This is a genomic window from Arthrobacter sp. MDT2-3 (assembly GCF_059090465.1).
The window spans coordinates 325,078-345,681 of the sequence record NZ_JBNHFS010000004.1; the positions used below are offsets into that span (position 1 = coordinate 325,078).

Sequence of the window (20,604 nt, forward strand, 5' to 3'; positions counted from 1 at the left end):
GACACTCCAAAACTTAGACAACTTATTCGAAGCAGGTCCGTCGGGCGGACCCATCACCTCCTACATCGCGGGGGCAGGCGGAAAGGTTACGGGTCTCCGGGATCTTTTTCTGCGGCGTTTGTCAGAAAACATCGCGGTGGCAGCCGGCGGGCAGCAGCCGGCGAGGTTTAGGGACGGCGCTACGATCGATGCATGCCTGCGATCCCGGAGTCCCAGAAGAAAGCCAGCACCTGGCAGTCGATGGTGGACAGCAACAAAGCCCTCCTTCTGCGGAAGACCGGCGAAGACACCAATTACTGGGTTGGGAAGGCCCGTGCCGCGGGCATCCGGAACGACGGCGAACTCCGCACCTGGATGCGCGACAGCTTCGGGGTGACTGGGTACGCCCAGTACGCGGTGTCCTGGGAGATGTTCGGCTATCCGGAATTTATGCTGCGCGACGCCGACGAACTGATTGACGGTCAGTATGCCAACCACCCGCACCTCAGGCCCATTGCGGACGCCCTCCTGGCATGGGCGTCCGCAACCGGCGGGGTGGAGATCCAGATGCGGAAGGGTTACGTGTCCCTCCACAGTGCCCGGCGGAAGTTCGCGCAGGTCACCCGGACCACCAACACTGCCGTTGACGTAACCCTCCGGCTCGACGCCTCCGCGGAAGGCCGGCTTGAAACCGTCAAGACCCGGGCCGATGACCCTTTCACCCGCAGGGTGCGCCTCACCTCAGCCGACCAGGTGGACGATGAACTTATGGACATCCTGGCCGTGGCCTTGGAGCAGAACAGCTAAGCCTGATGCAGAACAGCTGACGGTTGCTGCCCTGCGTCTACTTGGCACCCGCCGACCAGCCCAGCACGAGCTACGGGACCACGACGGCGGACACGTCACCGTCAGCAACCGTCACCTCGAAGACGGTGGTGGACCCGCCCGGTGACGGCACAGCGACCCGGCGTGTGCCGTCCTGTGCCGCGAAGGCCTGGAACCGCATGTCCTGCGCCCAGTCGTAGTCCGGCCGGTCGGACACCGTACCGATGGGCAGCACGGCGCCTTCACGGACCCAGGTTGCCGCTTCCATGACCGAGTACTCCTTGCGGTGCCACCGGGGGCCCGCCAGCTGCTCGCCGGTTTCCAGATGGGTCCACGTCCCTTCGGGCAGGTAAAAGGACACTGTGCCGGAGGGGTCCATCACAGGTGCCACCAGAAGGTCGGGGCCCAGCATGTATTGCCGGTCGAGATGTGCGCAGCCCGGGTCCTCCGGGAATTCCATAAACAACGGGCGCATCAGGGGAATGCCCTCTGCATACGCTTCTTCGGCCGCCATCTGCAGGTAAGGCATCAGCCGCATCTTCTGCTCGGTGAAGTGCCGAAGGACGTCCACCGACTCTTCGTCCACGAGCCACGGGACGCGGTAGGAGTTGGAGCCGTGCAGCCTGGAGTGCGAGGACAGCAGCCCGAACGCGATCCAGCGCTTGAAGATTTCCGGTTCAGGCGTGCCCTCGAAGCCGCCGATGTCATGGCTCCAGAACGAGAATCCGGACGCAGCCAGCGACAATCCGCCGCGCAGCGATTCAGCCATCGCCGCGAAGGTGGACTCGCAGTCTCCACCCCAGTGCACCGGCATGGTTTGGCCGCCTGCTGTGGCTGAGCGTGCAAAGACCACCGCTTCGCCCTCACCCAGCTCCTTGGAGAGCAGGTCAAAGACCGTCCTGTTGTACAGCTGCGCGTAGTAGTTGTGCATCCGGGCCGGATCTGAGCCGTCATGCCACACCACATCAGTGGGGATGCGCTCGCCGAAATCGGTTTTGAATGAATCAACGCCCTGGCTTAGCAGCCCGCGTAGTTTGTCCTGGTACCAGAGCACGGCGTCGGGGTTGGTGAAGTCCACCAATCCCATCCCTGCCTGCCACATGTCCCACTGCCAGACAGAACCGTCCGGACGCTTGACCAGGAAGCCGCGTTCCAGGCCTTCCCGGAACAGGTGCGAGCGCTGGGCGATGTACGGGTTGATCCAGACGCAGACCTTGAGCCCGCGGTCGTGCAGGCGGGCGAGCATGCCCTCCGGGTCCGGGAACGTGGCGGGGTCCCACACGAAATCGCTCCAATGGAAGGACCGCATCCAGTGGCAGTCGAAGTGGAAGACGGAGAGCGGAAGGTTCCGCTCTTCCATGCCGTCGATGAAGGAGTTGACGGTCTTCTCGTCGTAGTCGGTGGTGAACGACGTGGACAGCCAGAGCCCATAGGACCACGCCGGGATCCGGGCGGGCCGGCCGGTCAGCTCCGTGTACCGGCGGATGATCTCCTTGGGTGTGGGCCCGTGGATGATGAAGTACTGCAGCTTCTGGCCTTCCACGCTGAACTGCGTACGGGAAACCACTTCCGAGCCCACCTCGAAGGACACCTTCTCCGGGTGGTTGACGAACACGCCGTACCCGTCATTGGTGAGGAAGAACGGCACGTTCTTGTACGCGAGGTCGCTGGAGGTGCCGCCATCCTCGTTCCAGATGTCCACCGCCTGGCCGTTCTTCACGAAGGCGCCGAAGCGCTCGCCCAGGCCGTAGACGTTGGTGCCCACCCCGAGGCTGAGCTGTTCGTGCACAAAGGTCCGCCCGCCGTCGTCCGTGATGACGCCGACGCTGCGCGGAGTGGAGCTTGTCAGCAGCCTGCCGTTCCCGAAGAAGTCGACTCCCCAGTCGCCGGAAGTGCTGACCCGTGCCGTCAGCGCCCCGGAAGTGATGCTTGCGGTACTGCCGCCGTCCTGGCTGAACTCCGCGGCGGATCCTGCCCGGTTCACTTCAAAATGCGGACCGTTGTCCAGGCCGCCCTGGAAGTGCTCGATGGTTACCCCAATGACGTCCGGCATCGGGGCGTCGAAGGTGACCGTCAGCTGGGGAAGGTTAAGCGCGTCGCCGCGGGAGGTGATTCGTTTGGTGGGCGCGTAGACGGTCATCGTCCCGCCATTCACCACTACGTCCGATACGTCGCGGGGGTGCAGCGCGGAAAAGCCTTTGCGGTACAGCCAGTATCCGTCCGTGAATTTCATGGGATCTCAGTTTCCGTTCTCAATATGGTCAAAGCTGTTCTTGAGGACCAGTGCGCCGTACGGCTCCAGGGTGATTTCAGGTCCGTGGCTTTCCCCGGAGAGCAAGTCCACCGACTGCTCTTTGAGGCGTGCCGTCCGGGGTTCCGGGCTGTGGTTCAGCAGGAAGTGGTAACCGCCGCGGGTGGCCAGTTCGACGTCGTCGGGCAGCTCCGCGGCGACGGGCGCACTCAGTCCCGCTTCCGCCACCGCCGCCCCAACAATGCTTCCCAGCGCTGCAGGAGGCAGGTCGCAGCCGATGTACCAGGCGGTCCCTTGGCCGTGGCTGTTGCGGACTGCTGCCGGCTTCCCGGCAAGCGGGCCGGACGTGAAGGTGGCCACCGCGGCAGCGCTGGAACTGTGGAGGCGCAGGTCCTCCGACCAGAAGGAGGCTTCGAGGTTGTCCGGCATTCCTGCGTTGGCCTCCGGGCCAATGGGACCGGGCTGTGCATATTCAAGTCCAACGCTGCGGGCCAGAGGCCGCCATTCTTCCCCTGTAACCCCAAGTACCTCAGCCAGCACGGCAGCGAACCGTCCCTGGCGGAGGTGTCCGTTGCTGTCGGCCAATCCGCTGAAGGGGCCCACCACTGCAGTTCCTCCCCCATGCACCCAGCCGGTCAGGGCCGCGGCATGTTCTTCTGTGAGGAGGAAAAGGCTGGGGACAAGCACCAGGTCGAAGCGGTCCAGGGCGGCAGCGGGATGCACCACCTCAACGGACAATCCGCGCCTTAGCAACGGCCGGTAGTAGGCCTGGAGCTGGTCCAGCACGCCCAACCTGTCGCTGGGGCAGTCCGGGGACTCGGCAGCCCACCAGCTGTCCCAGTCGAACAACACGGCAATGCGGGAGGGTGAGGGGGTGCCTGCCAGGAGCCGGAGATCCTGAAGCTCGGACCCGAGAGCCGAGACTTCCCGGAACACGCGGGTGTCCTCCCCCGCCAGGGGTACCACTGCGGAATGGAAGCGCTCGGCACCAAAGGCGGACTGGCGGAACTGGAAGAAACAGATTCCGTCCGAGCCCCGGGCCAGGGCAGACAGGGAGTCCACCCGCAGCGCGCCGGGTTCCTTGGCGCTGTTGTGCGGGCGCCAGTTGACGGCCGACGCCGCTGATTCCATCAGGAGCCAGGGCTGGCCCCCGGCCATGCCGCGGCAGAGATCGTGCGTGAGCGCGCCGAGTTCCCAGGTTTGAGGTTGGGCCGGGTCCGTGTACCAGTTGTTGCCGATCAGGTCCGTCTCGCCTGCGAACCTGAAGTAGTCCGCCCCGCGGAAAAAGCCCATGAGGTTTGTGGTGACCGGGACGTCGGGAGAGTGCTGGCGGATGATATCCCGTTCAGCCGTGAAGAGCTTGAGCAGCGCATCCGAGGTGAAACGCTTGAAGTCTAGGACCTGGGTGGGGTTGTGCAGGTAGGGCGCTGTGCGGGGCGGCAGGATCTCCTCCCAGCTGCTGTACCCCTGGCTCCAGAAGGTTGTGCCCCAGGCGGAATTCAGGTTGTCCAGGGAACCATAGCGGCGCAGCAGCCAGCCCCGGAACGCACCGGCCGTTTCGTCGTCGTAACTGGCCTGCCCGAGCTCGTTGCCCACGTGCCACATCACGACAGCGGGATGCTTGCCGTAGCGCTCCGCCAGTGCGGCCGTAACCTGCAGCGCAGCGCTGCGGTACACCGCCGATGACGGCGAGAACTGGTTGCGTGAGCCGTACCACAGCGTAGTCCCCGAGGCATCGGTGGGAAGCGTACTGGGGAAGCGGTGTCCCAGCCACGGCGGCGGCGATGCGGTGGGCGTTGCAAGGCAAACGTTGATGTTGCCTTCGTGCAGGAGCGCCAGGATCCGGTCCAGCCAACCAAAGTCCCACCTGCCTTCAGACGGCTGCAGCCTTGCCCAGCTGAACACGCCCAGGGTGGCGAGGTTAATGCCCGCTTGTTGCATTAGGCGGATGTCTTCCGGCCAGCTTTCTTCCGGCCATTGCTCGGGGTTGTAGTCGGCGCCGAACAGCAACCCTGCCTGCTGGGTTACGGTGTTCAGCCCGTGGCTGCGAAGATGCATCGAATTCCTTGGTTAAATGGGGGTATGGGTAATCGAAAGGCTTCAACTGCGGCGACGATCAGTGATGTGGCCAAAGAAGCCGGAGTTTCAACAAGTACGGTGTCCTATGTGATGAGCGGTAACCGTCCCATATCGAAAGAAACCCGCGATATCGTCGAAGCCGCAATGCGCCGCCTGAAGTACAGCCCGCGGTCGAGTGCCCGCGCGCTGGCCTCCAGCCGGTCCAATGTCCTGGGCCTTGTAGTGCCATTGCGCGCTGACGTGAACGTCGGCGTGGTCATGCAGTTCGTCACGGCCGTGGTGACCACTGCCCGCTCCTTCAACCAGGACGTCCTGCTGCTGACCCAGGACGACGCCGGCAGCATAGAGCGGGTGACGTCCCAGTCCATGGTGGACGGCCTGCTCATGATGGACATCGAAGCCCGCGATCCCCGCATTCCGGTGTTGGCCAGGCTGCAGAAACCGGCGGTGCTGATCGGCATGCCGGATGATCCGCGGGGCCTTAGTTGCGTCGACTTTGATTTTGCCGGGGCGTCCCGCACTGCCGTACGCCACCTGGCCGAGCTGGGCCACCGGGGTATTGCGTTCATCGGGTCTCCGCCGGCTTCCCTCCGCCGCCACGCTACGTATGCCGACCGCACCCTGCGTGGATTCGAGGAGGCATGCCGCGCGCTGGAGGTTCATCATGTGGCAGTGGCGTGCGAGGCCAACTCGCCTGACCTGGCAAGGGCCCTGGACAAGGTCTTCGCTGGCCCCGAGCCCATCACTGCTCTTCTGGTGCACAACGAGGGGTTGCTGCCGATCCTGCGGGAGAACCTGGCCGTCCACGGCTTTTCCGTCCCCGGGGACATCTCCGTGGCAGTGATTGCGCCGGCAGATGTGGCAAAGGCTGCCGTCCGACCCTGGACTTTTGTACCCATCCCCGCGATGGACATCGGCCGTGCCGCGGTGGAGATGGTGATGGACCGGCTGAGCCTGGAAAAACCAGCCGAACTCCGGCTCATCGCCCCCACACTGATGGCTGGCGAAACCACCGCCGCGGTTCGATGACGTGAGCTGAAGGGCCGGCGCAGACTGGCCCCTCATCCCTTGACCGCCCCGATCATCACGCCCTTGGTGAAGTGTTTCTGCACAAAGGGGTACACGATCAGGATGGGCACCATGGCCAGCACGATGACAGCCATCTGCAGGGCAGGGCCCGCAGCGGCTCCGGTGCCCACGTCCACCTGCCCCGGAACCGAGACGCCCTGGAGCACGTAGGACCGGAGCACCACCTGCAGCGGGTTCATGGCGCTGTCGTTGATGTAGAGGACGGCGTTGAAGAAGGCGTTCCAGTAGCCAACGCCGTAGAACAATGCGATCACGGCGGTAACGGCCTTGGACATGGGCAGCACAATCTGGGTCAGGGTTCGCCATTCACTGGCACCGTCGATCCTTGCGCTGTCCAGGATTCCCCTGTCGATCCCCATAAAGAAGCCGCGCAGGATGATGATGTTGAACACCGAGATGCAGCTGGGCAGAATCAGCGCCCAATACGTGTTGATCAGCCCCAGCCCGGAGACCAGCAGGTAGGAGGGAATGATCCCCGCGCTGAAGAACATGGTGACCAGCAGCGTGAACAGGATGGGTGTGTGCGCAAAGGACCCCGGCCGGGACAATCCGTATGCGCAGAGGATGGAAACCACCATGCTCAGAGCGGTTCCGGTGGCCGTGACTCCCACACTGACGAGCACCGCGCGGGTGACCACACCTCCACTGAGGATCTGCTGGTACGCGGCGAAAGAGATTTCTCCGGGGACCAGGACCAGTCCGCCGGCCTGGGTGATGGTGGCCTGGGAGGAGATGCTCGTCAGGACGATTGTGTACAGCGGCCCCAGGACAGCCAGGACGACGACGGCCAGGACAATAAACTTCCCTGCCTTCGCTGCTGCCCCGGGTTCTTCGTCCCAGACGGGGCGCTCGGGTTTCAGCCGCGGTGGCCTGGAGGGTTTGGAGGTGCTGGTGGAGGGCCCGGCCTTGCTAATTATTGTGCTCATTTGGAATAGACACCGCTCTCACCGAAGATGTGGGCAACTTTGTTGGCTGTCAGGATCAGGGCCAGGCTCACCAGGCCCTTGATCAGGCCAGCGGCTGCAGCGTAGCTCCAGTCGCCGTTTTGGACGCCGGTGTAGTACACAAACGTGTCCAGGACTTCGGAGGCTTCCGCCCCTACTGCATCGCGCTGGAGGATCATCTGCTCAAAACCCACGGTCAGGGAATCCCCCAGCCGCAGGATCAGCAGCAGCACGATGACGCTGCGCAGGCCTGGCAGGGTGACGTGCCACATGCGCTTCCAGCGGCCCGCTCCGTCCACCGCCGCCGCTTCGTACTGGGCGGGATCGATGGCGCTCAGGGCAGCGAGGAAGACGATGATGCCCCAGCCTGCGTCCTTCCAGACTGCCTGCGAGGTGAGCAGGAACAGGAAGGTGTCCGGGTTGGTCATGATGTCCATCGCTTGCCAGCCGTTGGCCCGCAACGACTGGTTGAGCAGTCCGGCTCCGCCGAAGATCTGCTGGAAGACGGACACCACCAGCACCCAGGAAAAGAAGTGCGGAAGGTACACCACGGCCTGAACTGCCGCCCTCAGCCTGGGATTCACCAGGGAATTCAACAGCATGGCCAGGGCGATGGGAACCGGAAAGAAGAACACCAGCTGGAACGCTGTAATCACCAGGGTGTTCTTGACGGCATGCCAGAAGTCGGCGTCCGCCAGCACCCTGGCGAAGTTGTCCGTGCCCACCCAGGGGCTGTCAGGAATACCGACGTAGGGTGAGTAATCCTGGAACGCCACCACATTGCCCAGCATGGGGAGGTAAGCGAAAACGCCCAGCAGGATGACCGCAGGCAATGCCATCAATACCAGGGAGCGGTCCCGCTTGAAACGCAACCAAAGGTTTCCCTTTGCGCGCGGCGGCACGGTGGCGGCACCTCCAGCAGCCCGCCCGCCGACACGGGAACTACGCCCAGCCGTCGTGCCCGCTGCCAGGGCCTCATCGGTATGTGTCCCAGCCCCATCCTGCAATGGCGCGGCAGCCTTGTGCTCTATTCCGGTGATCATGCGTGCCACGTCCTAGGCCAGGAACCCGGCGTAGAAGTCCCGGAGTTCGTCTCCGCCTTTGCTCTTCCAGGACGCGAGCTCGCTGTCGAGGTCCTTCAGGCTCTTGCGTCCGCGGATGATGTCCTTGGCCAGGTCATCGAACGGCTTGGACAGGGAGCCGAACTTGGCTGGCTCCTGGATCTGCATGCCGAAGAACACGTCCTCCACCACGTTCGGGGCCTGCCGTGCTTCCCAATCCGACTGGGACTTAACCAGCCCGGGGTACTGGACCATGGAGTTGACGATCGGAGGGCTGACGAGGAAGGCGTAGGTGCTGGTGACCTCCTCGGTCCCCTTGGCGGTGGCCTTCGGAATGCCCTGGGCATCACGGGTGAAGTGCACTCCTTCAACGCCGTTGTTGATCAGCACGTTCTCCTCTGTGCCAAACGGGGCGGCCATGAAGTTGGCCAGTGCCAGCATTTCCTCCACCTTCGCCGGGTCTGCCTTCTTGATGAAACTGAAGATGGCGGCAGGCTGGGCGCGGAAGAGGGTGGGCTTCCCGCCGTCGGGAGCGAAATAGTCCATGGGCTGCATGTTGAACTTCGGGTTGGAGGGCAGGACACGGGCCAGGGCCTCATGCCAGGAGCCCGTGCCGTCAGACGCCATGAGGGAGGCCCCGGACTCGAAACGCTGCTTGGACTGCTGGGAGTTGCCTGCCACGGCGTCGGGGTGGACGGAACCATCGGCGAACAGCTGGGCGGTCCACTCCAGGGCGGCCCGGTATTCGTCCGTTTCGACCTTGTTCTGGAGCTTGCCGTCCACCATCTTCCACTTGGGTACCACGCCGTGCATGATCTGGGCGCCGTTCCAGACGTCTTCGGATCCCCAGCGGTTCTTGGACTCGTCCGTCAGCTCCTTGGCGAGCTTGCGGTATCCGTCGGCGGACTTCGGCGGTTCCACTCCGAGTTCCTCGAAGAGGTCCGCCCGGTAGAAGATGGCGTCCGAGATCAGCGCGCCGGGATATGGGAGCCCGTAGAGGCCGCCTTCGAAGCAGCCCATCTTCCAGGCGGCAGTAGGGATGTTTGCCAGGTTGGGATACTTGTTGACCTTGTCCCCGGCAATGAACTCCGAAAGATCCTGGAACACACCCGCGGCGGCCTGCCCAAAGCGGGGCGGGAGGTTCCAGCTCGGGATAACCATCCAGTCCGGCACGTCCTTGGGCGAGGCCAGGACTGTCTGGACCTTGTCCGCGTAGGCGTTGCCGTCATTGGCCTGGAAGTTGATGGTGGCGCCAAGCTTTTCGTTGACAGCCTGGTAGTAGCTGTTCTGCGGCAAGGCAGGCGGGACGGCCCACCAGGCCGGCGTCATGGCCGTGTAGGTTCCGCCGCTTCCCGGTGTCGTGGCGACGGACTTGACCAGGGAGGAAGGGATGCTGGTGAAGCCGGGGGTGGAGCCGTTGGTGGAGGGGATGTCGGGCTTCACCAGCTCGAGTGGCTTGTAGGCAGGAACCAGCTTGGCTACCGCTTCCGCCAGTCCTCCCGAGTTAGTGGCCTGGGGTGCTGCGGTACCTGCGGAACAAGCAGAGAGCGCGGCCGGCGCCGCGGCCAGGAACACGGCGCCGCTGAGGATTCCGAGGAAGGACCGGCGGTTCACGCCTGCGGATGATGCTTCGTCCAGCAGTCCGGCGGCGGTTTTTCGGGGCTTGCCCCTCCCGGGGCCTGTGGTGGAACTGAGCATGACAGCACTCCTTCGTGTTAAGTCAATGACGGGAGGATTCAACGGATTCATCGAATCGGTTCGACTTCGATTAGCGTAGGGCACTCGCAGCAAATCCCGCAAGGCCGAAATGTGTTGCGCCTCACATCCTGGAGTGCAACACTGGGTCTCGCCTGCTTCGTATAAGCGATTCGATAACCAGCCGATTGGACTCCAGTGCCGCATTCCGTTCTGCCTGCCACCCTCAACGTTGATGCCTCAGGGCCCGGCCTAGAGGAGGCCGCCGGCCTGCCCGCCCGGATCCTGGCCAGCTTGTCCCTGGAGCAGAAGGTGGCCATGCTCCACCAGCACGCCCCGGCTGTCCCGGAGCTGGGACTGGCGTCTTTCCATACCGGTGCAGAGGCTGCGCACGGAGTTGCCTGGCTGGGCCCGGCAACCGTCTTTCCCCAGCCCGTGGGCATGGCCGCCACCTGGGATGCTGACCTGATTGAACGGCTCGGCGGGGCCACGGGCCGCGAGCTTCGCGGCAAGAAGGCGGAAGATTCCTCCGTGGGCCTGAACGTGTGGGCGCCGGTGGTGAATCCGCTCCGGCATCCATTGTGGGGGCGGAACGAGGAGGGCTTTTCTGAGGACCCGCACCTGACGGCGGAGCTGGCCGGTGCCTATTGCCGGGGGCTGAAGGGCAAGGACCCGCACACGTGGCTGACGGTTCCCACGCTCAAGCACTTCCTCGGTTACAACAACGAGTTCGACAGGAACGTCACCTCCAGCAACCTCAGCCCGCGGGTGCTTCATGAATATGAGCTCCCCGCTTACCGCTCCCCCATCGAAGAGGGGGTAGCCGGGGCGGTAATGCTGTCCTACAACCTGGTCAATGGCAGGCCGGCCCACGTGTCGGACCTGGTGCAGTCACAGCTGCGGCAATGGCGGAACGGGGACACCCTGGCCATCGTCACGGACGCCGGCGCTCCCGGTTCGCTCTTCCGTGCCGAGAAGTATTTCGACGGCGGCCCGGCAGCTTACGCAGCCGCGCTAAAGGCCGGGGTGGACAGCTTCACGGACGACGGCGATAACCCCGCACCGTCCATCGCCTACCTTACTGAGGCGCTTGAGCAGGGGCTGATCAGCGAGTCTGACGTGGACCGGGCTGTCCTGCGGCTCCTCACCCTCAGGGCCAGGACTGGTGAATTTGCACACCACCCCTACGCCTCGATCGGACCGGAAGAAGTCGGCGCGGCGGCGCACGTGCAGCTGGCACGGGAAGCGGCTGCAAAGTCCGTGGTGCTGCTGCGCAACGATGCCGACGCCGGCATCCTTCCCCTGGGCGACGCACCCGGCACCATCGCCGTCATCGGAAGCCTCGGATCGCGCGTCCTCAGTGATTGGTACAGCGGAACCCTGCAGGACGCCGTCAGCATCGCTGAAGGACTTACCCGCCGCTACGGCGGGACGGACGGGACCGGCGTCGTTGCCGAAGAAGGTGCCGACGTCGTTGCCCTGCGAAGCGTCAGGACGGGCGGGTACCTGGGTGGCGGCCCGGGCGAGGTCCTCACCGCCGCCGCCACCGCACCCGGCCTGGCGGAATCGTTCACCGTGAAGGACTGGGGTGCCGGGGAGGTAACCTTCCAGTCGATGCTGACCGGCAAATTCGTGACGGACACGGGTGACGGTTACCTTCGGGCGGAGGCAGACCGGGTTGGTGGCTGGGTGGTGCAGGAGACCTTCCGGCTGGACCGCGCTGCTGACGGCACAGCCGCCCTGCAGCATGTCGGGACCGGAAAGTGGCTTCGGATTGAGTCAGGAACGAACAGCGCCGCCTTGGTTCCGGAGGGCGCCACGGCTGAACGGTTTGTGCTCCGGACACTCAAGTCCGGACACGAGGCCGCCCGGCAAGCCGCAGCCAAAGCCCATACCGCCGTGGTGGTTGTCGGTAATGATCCCCACCTCGGCGGCAGGGAAACGCTGGACCGCAGCACGCTGGAACTGCCGCTGGCCGAGCAGGAACTTGTGCGTGTTGTGCGTGAGGCGAACCCGCGGACAGTACTCCTGATGGTGTCCTCCTACCCCTACGCCCTGGGTGCGCTGGCTGACACTCCCGCCATCGTTTGGAGCAGCCATGGCGGGCAGGAACTGGGCAGCGGTGTGGCCGATGTCCTCAGTGGCGACGCCGAACCGACCGGACGCCTGGCGCAGACCTGGTTTGCCCGGGATGCAGACCTGCCGGACATCCTGGACTACGACATCATCACCGCACGCTCCACATACCTGTACAGCCGTGCCGAGCCCCAGTTCCCGCTGGGCCACGGCCTGACGTACGGCGATGTGCAGTACGGGTCGGTGGCCCTCCGCGAGATGCCTGGCGGAGGAACCACCAGCTCAGACGTAGCCGATCTAACGGTGGAACTGCGCAACGAGGGTAGCCGCCCGGCTTTCGAGCTGGTGCAGGTCTACGCGTCCGCCCCCGGCCACCGTTTCGAATTCCCGCGCCGCCTTCTGGTGGGCCATCAGCGGGTGGAGGTGCCGGCCGGCGGAACAGCAACGGCCACAATCGCTGTTCCGCTGGACCGCCTGGCAACCTACAGCGTGGTGGAGGAGCGGATGCTGGTGGAGCCCGGCGCCTACCAGCTGCTGGTGGGTTCCTCGGCAGAGAACCTTCCCCTGGCAGTGCCACTGGCAGTGCCAGGAGCACCCGGCCGCAGCCGCAGCGCCGGCCGTTGGTTCCGTTCGGAAAACTTCGACTCCTGCGGGAACGTTGCCTTGGTTCCCGAGACCCGGTTGGCGGGCACTGCCATTACCCCTGCCGACGCCGTCCGCCCCGCCTGGGCGACCTACCGCTTCGGGAATGCAGCGGAGCCGCAAAGGGAGAACGTTGTGCTGGCTGACGTCGTGTCCTGCAGCCCGGCCACATCGGGCACCGGCTGCGTGCTCCGTGTCCAGGTGCCGGGACCTGCCGACACCTGGAACACGATTGGCACCGCCCGCATCTCGCCCGGTTTCAGCGGCGAGCTTCGGGTTCCGCTGGCTTCCGGCACTTCACCGTTCGATGAAGCACGTACCTTCCGATTGGTATTGGAAGGCGCCGTCACTATCAGCCGGTTACAGCTGCGCTAGCGCCTGGACGCGCCCACCATCTCGGCGTCTGCTTCCTCAAAGTCCGCTTCCTCGAACTCCACCGCTGCGACGATTTCCTGTGTCTCGGGGTTGATCATAAAAGCCTCGTCCTCCTCCTCGACCATCAGGAAGTCGCCGTGGTCGGTGGAGAAGTGCCAGGCCAGGGTCTTCCCGCCGCCATGGACATAGTTGGGGTCGCCCATGGTGATCTTGACCAGTTCATACCCTGCAATGCTGCAGAGCTCGCGGATGACGATCTCGAAGTCCGGGGCGTCTTCCAGGGCCTCGGCGTCAGCCTGCGCCTGGCGCTCCGGCAGGTCAGGGATCTGCGCCACAAGCCGCTCAATGTGGGCGCCGACTTCCTCGTCGTCCAGCACCAGAAGGTCGGCCTGGCCCCGCAGCCAGTCGGCGTTGAGGGAAGTGATGTTCTCCCGCTCCAGCAGCTCCTCAAACTCGCCGTCGAGCTCTTCCATCCGGAGGACGCCGTCGGGCGTTTCCCCTGACTCATCCAGGCCTCCGTCGAGGTACTGCTCTTCATCGTCCTCGGACAGGTTGTCGTAAACCGCAACCGTACGGTTGAACAGGTCAAGGTGGGCTGCCGCACCCATCCCTGCCATGCCTTCGCGGATCAGCGTGTCCGTTTCGGCCCGGTCGACGGCGGTGAAAACGTACTGCGCGAAGCCACCCTCCAGCGCCTGGGTGAGGTAGAAGTCCACGTAGTAGCCGCGGAGCGCTACCGGTGACATCTCTTCGGTGCGCAGCAGGGCCGTGTGCATGGCGTCCACAATGCTGATGTTGGCCTCCACGACGTCCTCGTCGCTGGATTCGATGCTGCTGCTGGTCAGGACGACGGGCTGCTGGCTTGTGATCATGGCAATCCTCACTGCTGTTAGCGGGTGGTGCTCGTACGCTTTTCACGCTACGTGCGCCGTTCCTTCGAGGCGTGAGGGGGAAGTGAACGTCCGGCGAAGTTTGGGGACGGCAGGTTGGACGTTCACTTTTTGCAGGGCATGGGCTGCGCCAAAATTCCCGCCAACAAAACTATTGACCCGTTGCCAGCCGCGTGAAACGATGATGAGCAGTTGTGATACCGGTATCAATACGTATCACACTCAATTACCACAAAAGACGAAAGGACAGCCCGTGCTCGGCTTCAAAGAAGAGGAATTCCTCGCCCAGACCCGCAGCGCACTTGCGCTGCAGGGACACATCGAACAGTTCGTGGACTCCATCCAGGAGCGGGGTTTTGACAACCTCTTCCTCATCGGCGCCGGTGGCACCTACGCCGCAATGCTGCCCTACGAACACTTCATCCGCTCCCGGTCCACCCTTCCCGTACGCGCAGCAATCGGGAAGGAGTTGATGCTGACCGGCGACCCGGCGTTCGGGCCCGGATCCATCGCCGTTTTTGCTTCTGTCTCCGGAACAACGGAGGACATCATCGAGGCGATCGAATTCGCCAAAGCCAAAGGCGCCTTTACCGTTGGCTTTACCGGCTTCGGGGACAGTCCTTTTGCCAAGGCGTTGGATGTCACCCTGGTCACCGAACCGAAGACCTGGCCGTTCGACATCCCCCTGCTGCTACTGTCCACCCGCCTTTTGGCTGCGCGGGGAGAGTTTGAGGGGTACGAAGAGTTTGCCGCTGAGCTCCAGACCATTCCCGACGTCCTCCTTGAGGTGGCACGCCAGGCAGAACCGGTGGCAGAAGCGTTTGCAGAACGGAACAAGGAGGCGGACTACCACTTCCTCGTCGGCGCGGGCAATCTCTGGGGTTTCACCTATTTGTACTCAATGTGCATCCTCGAGGAAATGCAGTGGTTGCGCACCACGCGTGTCCACGGCGCCGAGTTTTTCCACGGCTCCCTCGAACTTATCGAGGAGGACACCAGCCTGGTGCTTTTCCTGGGTGAAGACGAAAGCCGGCCCCTCATGGAACGCGTGGTCAAGTTCGCCGAAAACTACAACAAGAACACCACCGTCCTCGACACCAAGGATTACGAGCTGGCGGGAATCAGTGCACGGTTCCGGGGCCTTCTGGCACCTTTGGTTTTGGACACCGTAGCGGACCGGATCAGCAAGCACCTGGAACGGGTCCGCAACCACTCGCTGGACTTGCGCCGGTACTACCGGGTCGTTGAATACTGACAGACTCCCATCGCCGCGCCCCGGCCTGGGGCGCGGCAGCGTTACCCGGTCACAAGCCGGGGACACCGCCGTCAAGACAGGATGAGCATGAAAGTAATAGGGTTCGGGGACAACATCGTGGACCGCTTCCTGGACCGGGGAGTGATGTACCCGGGCGGAAACTGCGTGAACTTTGCGGTCCTGGCACGCCGCCGGGGCTTGGAGTCCGCCTACATGGGTGTCTTCGGTTCCGATCCGCTGGGCGCCTTTGTCCGTTCCGCCATAGAAGCGGAAGGAGTAGATGTCAGCAGGTGCCAGACCCGCGAAGGCCCCAACGGCGTCACCGAGATCAAGGTTATCGACGGCGACCGGGTCTTCCTGGGCTGGAATGAAGGCGGTGTCACCATCAGCCAACCCTTCATGCTCGGGCCCGAACACCGGAGCTACCTGGCCACAGCAGCCCTTGTCCATTCGAGCGTCTACTCCGCCTCGGAAGGCCAGCTCCCGTCGGTGCGCGCGGCCGGCCCCTTGGTCAGCTTTGACTATTCCTGGGAACCGGAGCGCAGGACTGACAGCTACCTGCGCCGCACTGCCCCCTTCGTGGACTTGGCACTGCTGTCGCTGGGAAACGCACCGTTGAAGGCCGTTGAACATGAGCTTGTGCGGGTGACGGCGGCGGGCGCTTCGCTCGCGGTTGCCACCAGGGGGGCCGCCGGCGCGGTACTGTACGACGGCGAGCGGTTCCATATGCAAGGAGCGGCGCCCACGGACCCGCGAAGATTCGCCGATACCATGGGCTGCGGGGACGCGTTCGTCACCGGATTGGTTGTGAGCCTCCTGCGGTCAGGCTGGGCCCGGGACTCCCCGCCGACTGCAGATTCGCTGCACCCCGCCCTTGCTTTTGCCGCCGAATCGGCTGCGGAACAGTGCTACGTTGAAGCTGCATTCGGGTACGGCCGTCCCGTTGCTGCAGCAACTAGGATCTGAATCAGAGCCTGTCCTCACCGGAACCGCGCCACGGCGATTCCAAGACCAGAAGGGAACCGGATGTCGCCGGATCATCAGCACGGGGGCGCTCCGACCATTTCGGAAGTTGCCGCTGCCGCTGGGGTCGGCAGGGCCACCGTCGCCCGTACCCTGGGCAACTATGGGTCCGTCAGCGATGCCACGCGGGCAAAGGTCCTGTTGGCTGCCGAACGGTTGGGCTATCAGGCCAATACGCTGGCGCGCAGCATGAGCACCGGCATCACCAAAACGCTGGGGATTGTTCTCGCGGACGTGGCGAATCCCTTCTTTTCGGGGGTCCTCAGGGGCATCTCGGAAACGGCAAAACAGGCTGGTTACGATGCCATCATCCTGAGCACGGACGAGAAGCTGGACCTGGAGCGGGACGCCATCAGGGTCCTGCTGGCCAAACAAGTTGATGGCCTTGTGGTCGCTTCGGCGGCGGGAAGGAACGACGACGTCTCGCACCTATCCACCGCGATGGAACGTGGAATACCGGTGGTCCTCATTGACCGTCTGGTGGACGGCCTGGATACCGACTCGGTGGTCATCGACAACCGGGAAGCCGCCCGCTCCGCCGTTGCATCCTTGATTGCGAACGGCCACCAGCGGATTGCCTTCGCCTGGGGCCCGGTGACCCTGAGCCCCGCAACAGACCTGCAGCAGATGCACAGCATCCTTGATGAGGCACTCTGGAGTGACGGCGAACGCCTTCGGGGTTACCTGGATGCCCTGGAAGCGGCCGGAATACCGTTCGATACTGCCTTGGTAACCCACGTCCTGAAAAATGAAAGACAGGCAACCAGGGCCATCGGCGGGATGCTCGCCCTGGCGGATCCCCCCACTGCCATCTTCACGACGGAAACCGAGGCAACGGTGGGCGCCCTTCATGCATTACGGACGCACAACCGCCGGATCCTCAAGGACGTGTCGCTGATCGGCTTCGATGACAGCCCTTGGGCAGCAGTCATGGAACCACCCCTGACCATGATCCAGCAGCCTATGCGCGAACTTGGCGCCGCGGCAGCACAACAGCTCCTCGTTCGGATCGAGGGCGATTCCTCCGCACCGAGGAAGCACGTCCTGCCCTCCACCCTTATTGCGCGCTCCTCGGACGGCCCCGCGCCTTCACGGGCAGCCGAATAAACCGCCGGCAAGTATTTCTTCCTGAAACCCTTCCCCCGGGACCGCAATCGTGATTCACTGTGGTACCGGTATCACAATTCCCAAAAACGCACACTTGGCGCAGGTGCCATCCAACGGAGGGCAGCACTCTTCGCCCTGTGGACCTCGGCTATTTAGCCATCCGAGCGAAAGTAGAAAACGATGCGGAAAAGCACGCACATATTGACAGCCCTGCTGGCGGGCACAGCCCTTGCCCTGACCGGCTGCGCCGGCGGAAGCGAGCCTGTTGCTCAGCTGGATCTGCAGAAAGAACCCGAATATTCCGGGACCCTGAGTATTCTCACCAAATTCGGCGGCGATCCCCTGGAACCATACTTCGAGGACCTGGCCGAGGAGTACACAAAACTCCACCCGGATGTCTCCTTCGAACTCATCCAGGAGACTGACCAGAGCATCAAGGACAAAACCAAGACCCTTACGGCATCCCAGGCCCTGCCGGACATCTACTTCACGTGGGCGGGGAACTGGGCAAACAACTTCATCGACGGCGGCCTCGCAGCGGATTTGACGCCGGTTATCGCCCCTGGCACTGATTGGGGAAGCACCTTCGGCGAATCTTCACTCAAAGCCTTTGAAAGAGACGGCAAGTTCTTTGCCGTTCCCTTGTACAACAACGGAAAATTCATGGGCTACAACCAGAAGGTTTTTAAGGAGCTGGGCCTTAACCCGCCGTCCACCTTCGAGGAACTGATTTCCTCCTGCTCCGTGCTCAAGGATGCCGGCTACGAGCCTATTGCCTTTGGCAATAAGGACGGCTGGCCGGGCCTGCACTACCTGCAGCAGTTGTTCGCCTATGAGGTGCCTGCCGAAGAACTGGAAGCGGACTTCGACCCCCGCACGGCGAAGCTCGAGAACCAGGGTTATCTCCGGGCCATGGAGCAGTTCACCGAGCTGATCAACGAGTGCACCGGCAGCGGAAAAGACTCAAACGGGGTCCTCTACACCACGGCACAGCAGGCACTGGCTACGGGTACCGCCGGTATGTACTACCAGGAGGTCCTCGAATTCGACACAACGGCGTCGGATGGATCCCAGCTTAAGAACGACGGCCTGGGCATCTTCAAGCTGCCTGCCTCAGCCGGGGCGAAGGGGGACACAAAGGCAATCGAGGGTTCTCCGGAGGGATACCTGATCAACCCCAAGTCGGAGAACGCGGCACTGGCAGTCGACTTCATGAAGTTCGCCACGAGCAAGGAGAATGCCACCAAACTTTCGTCACCGCCCTATGGTCAGCCCAGTGCCGTCAAGGGCGTGGTCTCGGAACAGAACTCCACCGGACCCGTTGTCGAAGGCATCAAGCAGGTGAATGACGCCTCCGAAGCCATCATCTGGCTTGACTCGGTTACCGTTCCGGAGGTGGCCGATGCCTGGCTGGCAGGCGGCGAGGCCCTTGTTGCCGGAACCCAATCCCCGCAACAAGTCCTTGACGCTGTGCGTTCCGCTTCCAGCGCAGTCAAGTAGCAGACCTGCCATGACAGTTTCGAACGCGATCCGGAGGCCTGCGCCTTCAGCCTCCGGATCCAACGCCAAGGGTTTATCCAAAGGCCGGCAAGCGGCCAGGAGCAGGGCCCGCGGGTGGCGCAATATGGTGTGGGTCCTGCCCGCGGTTTTGCTGCTTTGTGCCTTCTGCTACCTGCCCCTCGTGCAGAATTTGGGCTTCAGCCTCCTGAAGTGGGACATCTACAGCGGACGGCAGACCTTCGTTGGTGCCGATAACTACCTCAAGATGTTCAATGACGCGATCTTCTGGAAGTCACTCCTCAACAACACCCTTTATGCCGGAATTTCAATCGTCTTCCAGGTGTTCGGAGCGCTGGTTCTGGCAGCCCTCGTAGAGGGGCTGCCCAGTCCGCGCTGGCGTGGTGCCCTGCGGGCGATCTATTTCGTTCCCTCGGCAATATCCCTAACGGTGGCCGGGCTCCTGTTCTATTTCATCTACGAACCGCGTATGGGCATCCTGAATGCAGCGCTGGAAACCCTGGGGCTGGGAAACTTCGCACAAGCCTGGCTCGGCCAGGAAAACACGGCAATCTTCGGGATCATCGCCATGAGCCAGTGGCAAGGTTTCGGCTACTGCACCCTGCTCTTCGCAGTGGCGCTGCAACGTATTCCCTCCGAGCTTTTCGAAGCGGCGTCCATCGACGGCGTTGGCCCCGTCCGCCGGTTCTTCTCCATTTCCCTGCCCCTTGTCCGTGAGATGAGCAGCCTGATGATGATCGTTACGGTCTCGGGGGCGTTCCAGGTTTTCAATGAGGTGATGGTCATGACCACAGGCGGCCCCAACAATTCCAGCCAGGTCCTTGGCACCTGGCTCTACCGCAGCGGTTTTGTCCGCAACGATTTCGGTTATGCCGCGGCCATCGCCACGGCTGTTTTCGTCATCACACTGGTCCTCGCGGTACTCCAGCTCCGGCGGGCCAAGCGCAGGAGGGTGGAATGGTGACACGGACGTCAGTACTGATGCTCTTGGGACGGGTTTTTGTCCAGGCCTTCCTGGTTGCCCTGGCCATCGTTGTGATCTACCCCCTGCTGTGGATGCTGCTGAACGGTGTGAAGTCGAATTCGGAACTGTTCGCCAATCCGTTTGCGCTCCCAGAAACGTGGCGGTGGGAAAACTACGTGACCGCCTGGAACCGGGGTGTTGGCGACTACCTCACCACGAGCGTCCTCGTCACCGTCGCATCCACCGCCGCCACCGTGCTGATCAGTGCCTGGGCAGCCTATGGCCTGACCAGGGTCAAGATTCCGTTCAACCGGACCATCCTGATTCTGATCCTGGCCGGTTTGATGCTGGCGCCGACCGTGGCCCTGATTCCCCTCGTGAAGATGTTCCAGGCGCTGGGTCTCTACAACAGCTTCTGGGCTCTGTTGATTCTTTACACGGCGTTCCGCGTTCCCTTCACCACCTTCCTGATCCGTGCCTACATGCTGGATTTGCCCCTCGAGGTAGACGAGGCAGCAGCAGTGGACGGCGCCTCCAAGGCACGGGCATTCTGGCAGGTCATCCTTCCGATGTGCCGGCCAATCATCATCTCCACGATCCTGCTGAACGTTCTCTTCACCTGGAACGAATACCTTTTCGCCATGATTTTCACGAGCGGCGGCACGCTGCAGACGCTGCCGGTGGGACTAACCAACCTCATGGCCAAACATGGCACGGACTACCCCGTGGTGTTCGCGGGAATGGCCATCGCCGCCGTTCCGGTGATTGTGCTCTTCTTTGCGGGTCAGCGGTATTTCATCCGCGGCCTTGCTGACGGTGTGGGGAAGTAGC

Annotated in this window: 15 protein-coding genes; 9 read left to right on the top strand and 6 right to left on the bottom strand. The window is 63.2% G+C overall.

From position 1 onward, the window contains the following. The first annotated feature begins 192 nt into the window (after positions 1-192). On the top strand, positions 193-786 hold the full coding sequence (locus AC5RUQ_RS14330; RefSeq protein ID WP_493947995.1) for a DUF5655 domain-containing protein: 594 nt from the start codon (positions 193-195) through the stop codon (positions 784-786). Between the two features lie 70 nt (positions 787-856). Here the strand turns inward: AC5RUQ_RS14330 and yicI are convergent, their stop codons facing one another. Both yicI and AC5RUQ_RS14340 read right to left on the bottom strand, forming a co-directional pair. After that, positions 857-3,037, bottom strand: coding sequence for an alpha-xylosidase (gene yicI / locus AC5RUQ_RS14335; protein ID WP_493947996.1), 2,181 nt, complete (start codon positions 3,035-3,037; stop codon positions 857-859). A 6-nt stretch (positions 3,038-3,043) separates the two neighbouring features. Then, positions 3,044-5,113, bottom strand: coding sequence for a beta-galactosidase (locus tag AC5RUQ_RS14340; protein WP_493947997.1), 2,070 nt, complete (start codon positions 5,111-5,113; stop codon positions 3,044-3,046). Between the two features lie 24 nt (positions 5,114-5,137). On the opposite strand from AC5RUQ_RS14340, the gene AC5RUQ_RS14345 reads away from it, so the two are divergent. After that, positions 5,138-6,163 carry a LacI family DNA-binding transcriptional regulator gene (locus AC5RUQ_RS14345; protein ID WP_493947998.1) on the top strand — a complete coding sequence of 342 codons (1,026 nt, stop codon included), beginning with the start codon at positions 5,138-5,140 and terminating at the stop codon, positions 6,161-6,163. 32 nt (positions 6,164-6,195) lie between these two features. On the opposite strand, the gene AC5RUQ_RS14350 is transcribed toward AC5RUQ_RS14345, so the two are convergent. Genes AC5RUQ_RS14350 through AC5RUQ_RS14360 form a run of 3 tightly spaced genes read right to left on the bottom strand, consistent with a single transcriptional unit; the run spans position 6,196 to position 9,926 of the window. Next, entirely contained in the window at positions 6,196-7,149 is a 954-nt protein-coding gene (locus tag AC5RUQ_RS14350) for a carbohydrate ABC transporter permease (protein ID WP_493947999.1), read from the bottom strand. Continuing rightward, positions 7,146-8,210: an ABC transporter permease gene (locus AC5RUQ_RS14355; RefSeq protein WP_493948000.1), complete on the bottom strand. Its 1,065-nt coding sequence runs from the start codon at positions 8,208-8,210 to the stop codon at positions 7,146-7,148. The genes AC5RUQ_RS14350 and AC5RUQ_RS14355 overlap by 4 nt, the downstream gene beginning before the upstream one ends. Positions 8,211-8,222: 12 nt before the next feature. Next, entirely contained in the window at positions 8,223-9,926 is a 1,704-nt protein-coding gene (locus AC5RUQ_RS14360) for an extracellular solute-binding protein (protein WP_493948001.1), read from the bottom strand. A gap of 195 nt (positions 9,927-10,121) precedes the next feature. Between AC5RUQ_RS14360 and AC5RUQ_RS14365 the strand changes: the two genes are divergently transcribed. Continuing rightward, positions 10,122-13,016, top strand: coding sequence for a glycoside hydrolase family 3 C-terminal domain-containing protein (locus AC5RUQ_RS14365; RefSeq protein WP_493948002.1), 2,895 nt, complete (start codon positions 10,122-10,124; stop codon positions 13,014-13,016). Here AC5RUQ_RS14365 and AC5RUQ_RS14370 read toward each other — a convergent pair. Then, positions 13,013-13,888 (bottom strand): DMP19 family protein, encoded by an 876-nt coding sequence (locus AC5RUQ_RS14370; RefSeq protein ID WP_493948003.1) that lies wholly within the window; start codon positions 13,886-13,888, stop codon positions 13,013-13,015. The two genes, AC5RUQ_RS14365 and AC5RUQ_RS14370, sit on opposite strands and share 4 nt — an antisense overlap. Positions 13,889-14,159: 271 nt before the next feature. Between AC5RUQ_RS14370 and AC5RUQ_RS14375 the strand changes: the two genes are divergently transcribed. From AC5RUQ_RS14375 to AC5RUQ_RS14400, 6 genes are all read left to right on the top strand, one after another. Then, on the top strand, positions 14,160-15,161 hold the full coding sequence (locus AC5RUQ_RS14375) for an SIS domain-containing protein (RefSeq protein WP_493948004.1): 1,002 nt from the start codon (positions 14,160-14,162) through the stop codon (positions 15,159-15,161). Between the two features lie 87 nt (positions 15,162-15,248). Then, complete coding sequence (locus AC5RUQ_RS14380) at positions 15,249-16,127, top strand: PfkB family carbohydrate kinase (RefSeq protein WP_493948005.1); 879 nt, start codon at positions 15,249-15,251, stop codon at positions 16,125-16,127. A gap of 60 nt (positions 16,128-16,187) precedes the next feature. Further along, positions 16,188-17,291 carry a LacI family DNA-binding transcriptional regulator gene (locus AC5RUQ_RS14385; protein ID WP_493948006.1) on the top strand — a complete coding sequence of 368 codons (1,104 nt, stop codon included), beginning with the start codon at positions 16,188-16,190 and terminating at the stop codon, positions 17,289-17,291. 180 nt (positions 17,292-17,471) lie between these two features. After that, positions 17,472-18,791, top strand: a complete 1,320-nt coding sequence (locus AC5RUQ_RS14390; protein ID WP_493948007.1) for an ABC transporter substrate-binding protein — start codon at positions 17,472-17,474, stop codon at positions 18,789-18,791. 10 nt (positions 18,792-18,801) lie between these two features. After that, the gene (locus tag AC5RUQ_RS14395; protein ID WP_493948008.1) at positions 18,802-19,773 is read left to right on the top strand and encodes a carbohydrate ABC transporter permease; all 972 of its coding nucleotides are present in this window, start codon (positions 18,802-18,804) and stop codon (positions 19,771-19,773) included. Further along, complete coding sequence (locus AC5RUQ_RS14400) at positions 19,767-20,603, top strand: carbohydrate ABC transporter permease (protein WP_493948009.1); 837 nt, start codon at positions 19,767-19,769, stop codon at positions 20,601-20,603. Before AC5RUQ_RS14395 ends, AC5RUQ_RS14400 begins: the two co-directional genes overlap by 7 nt. Position 20,604 lies beyond the last annotated feature (1 nt).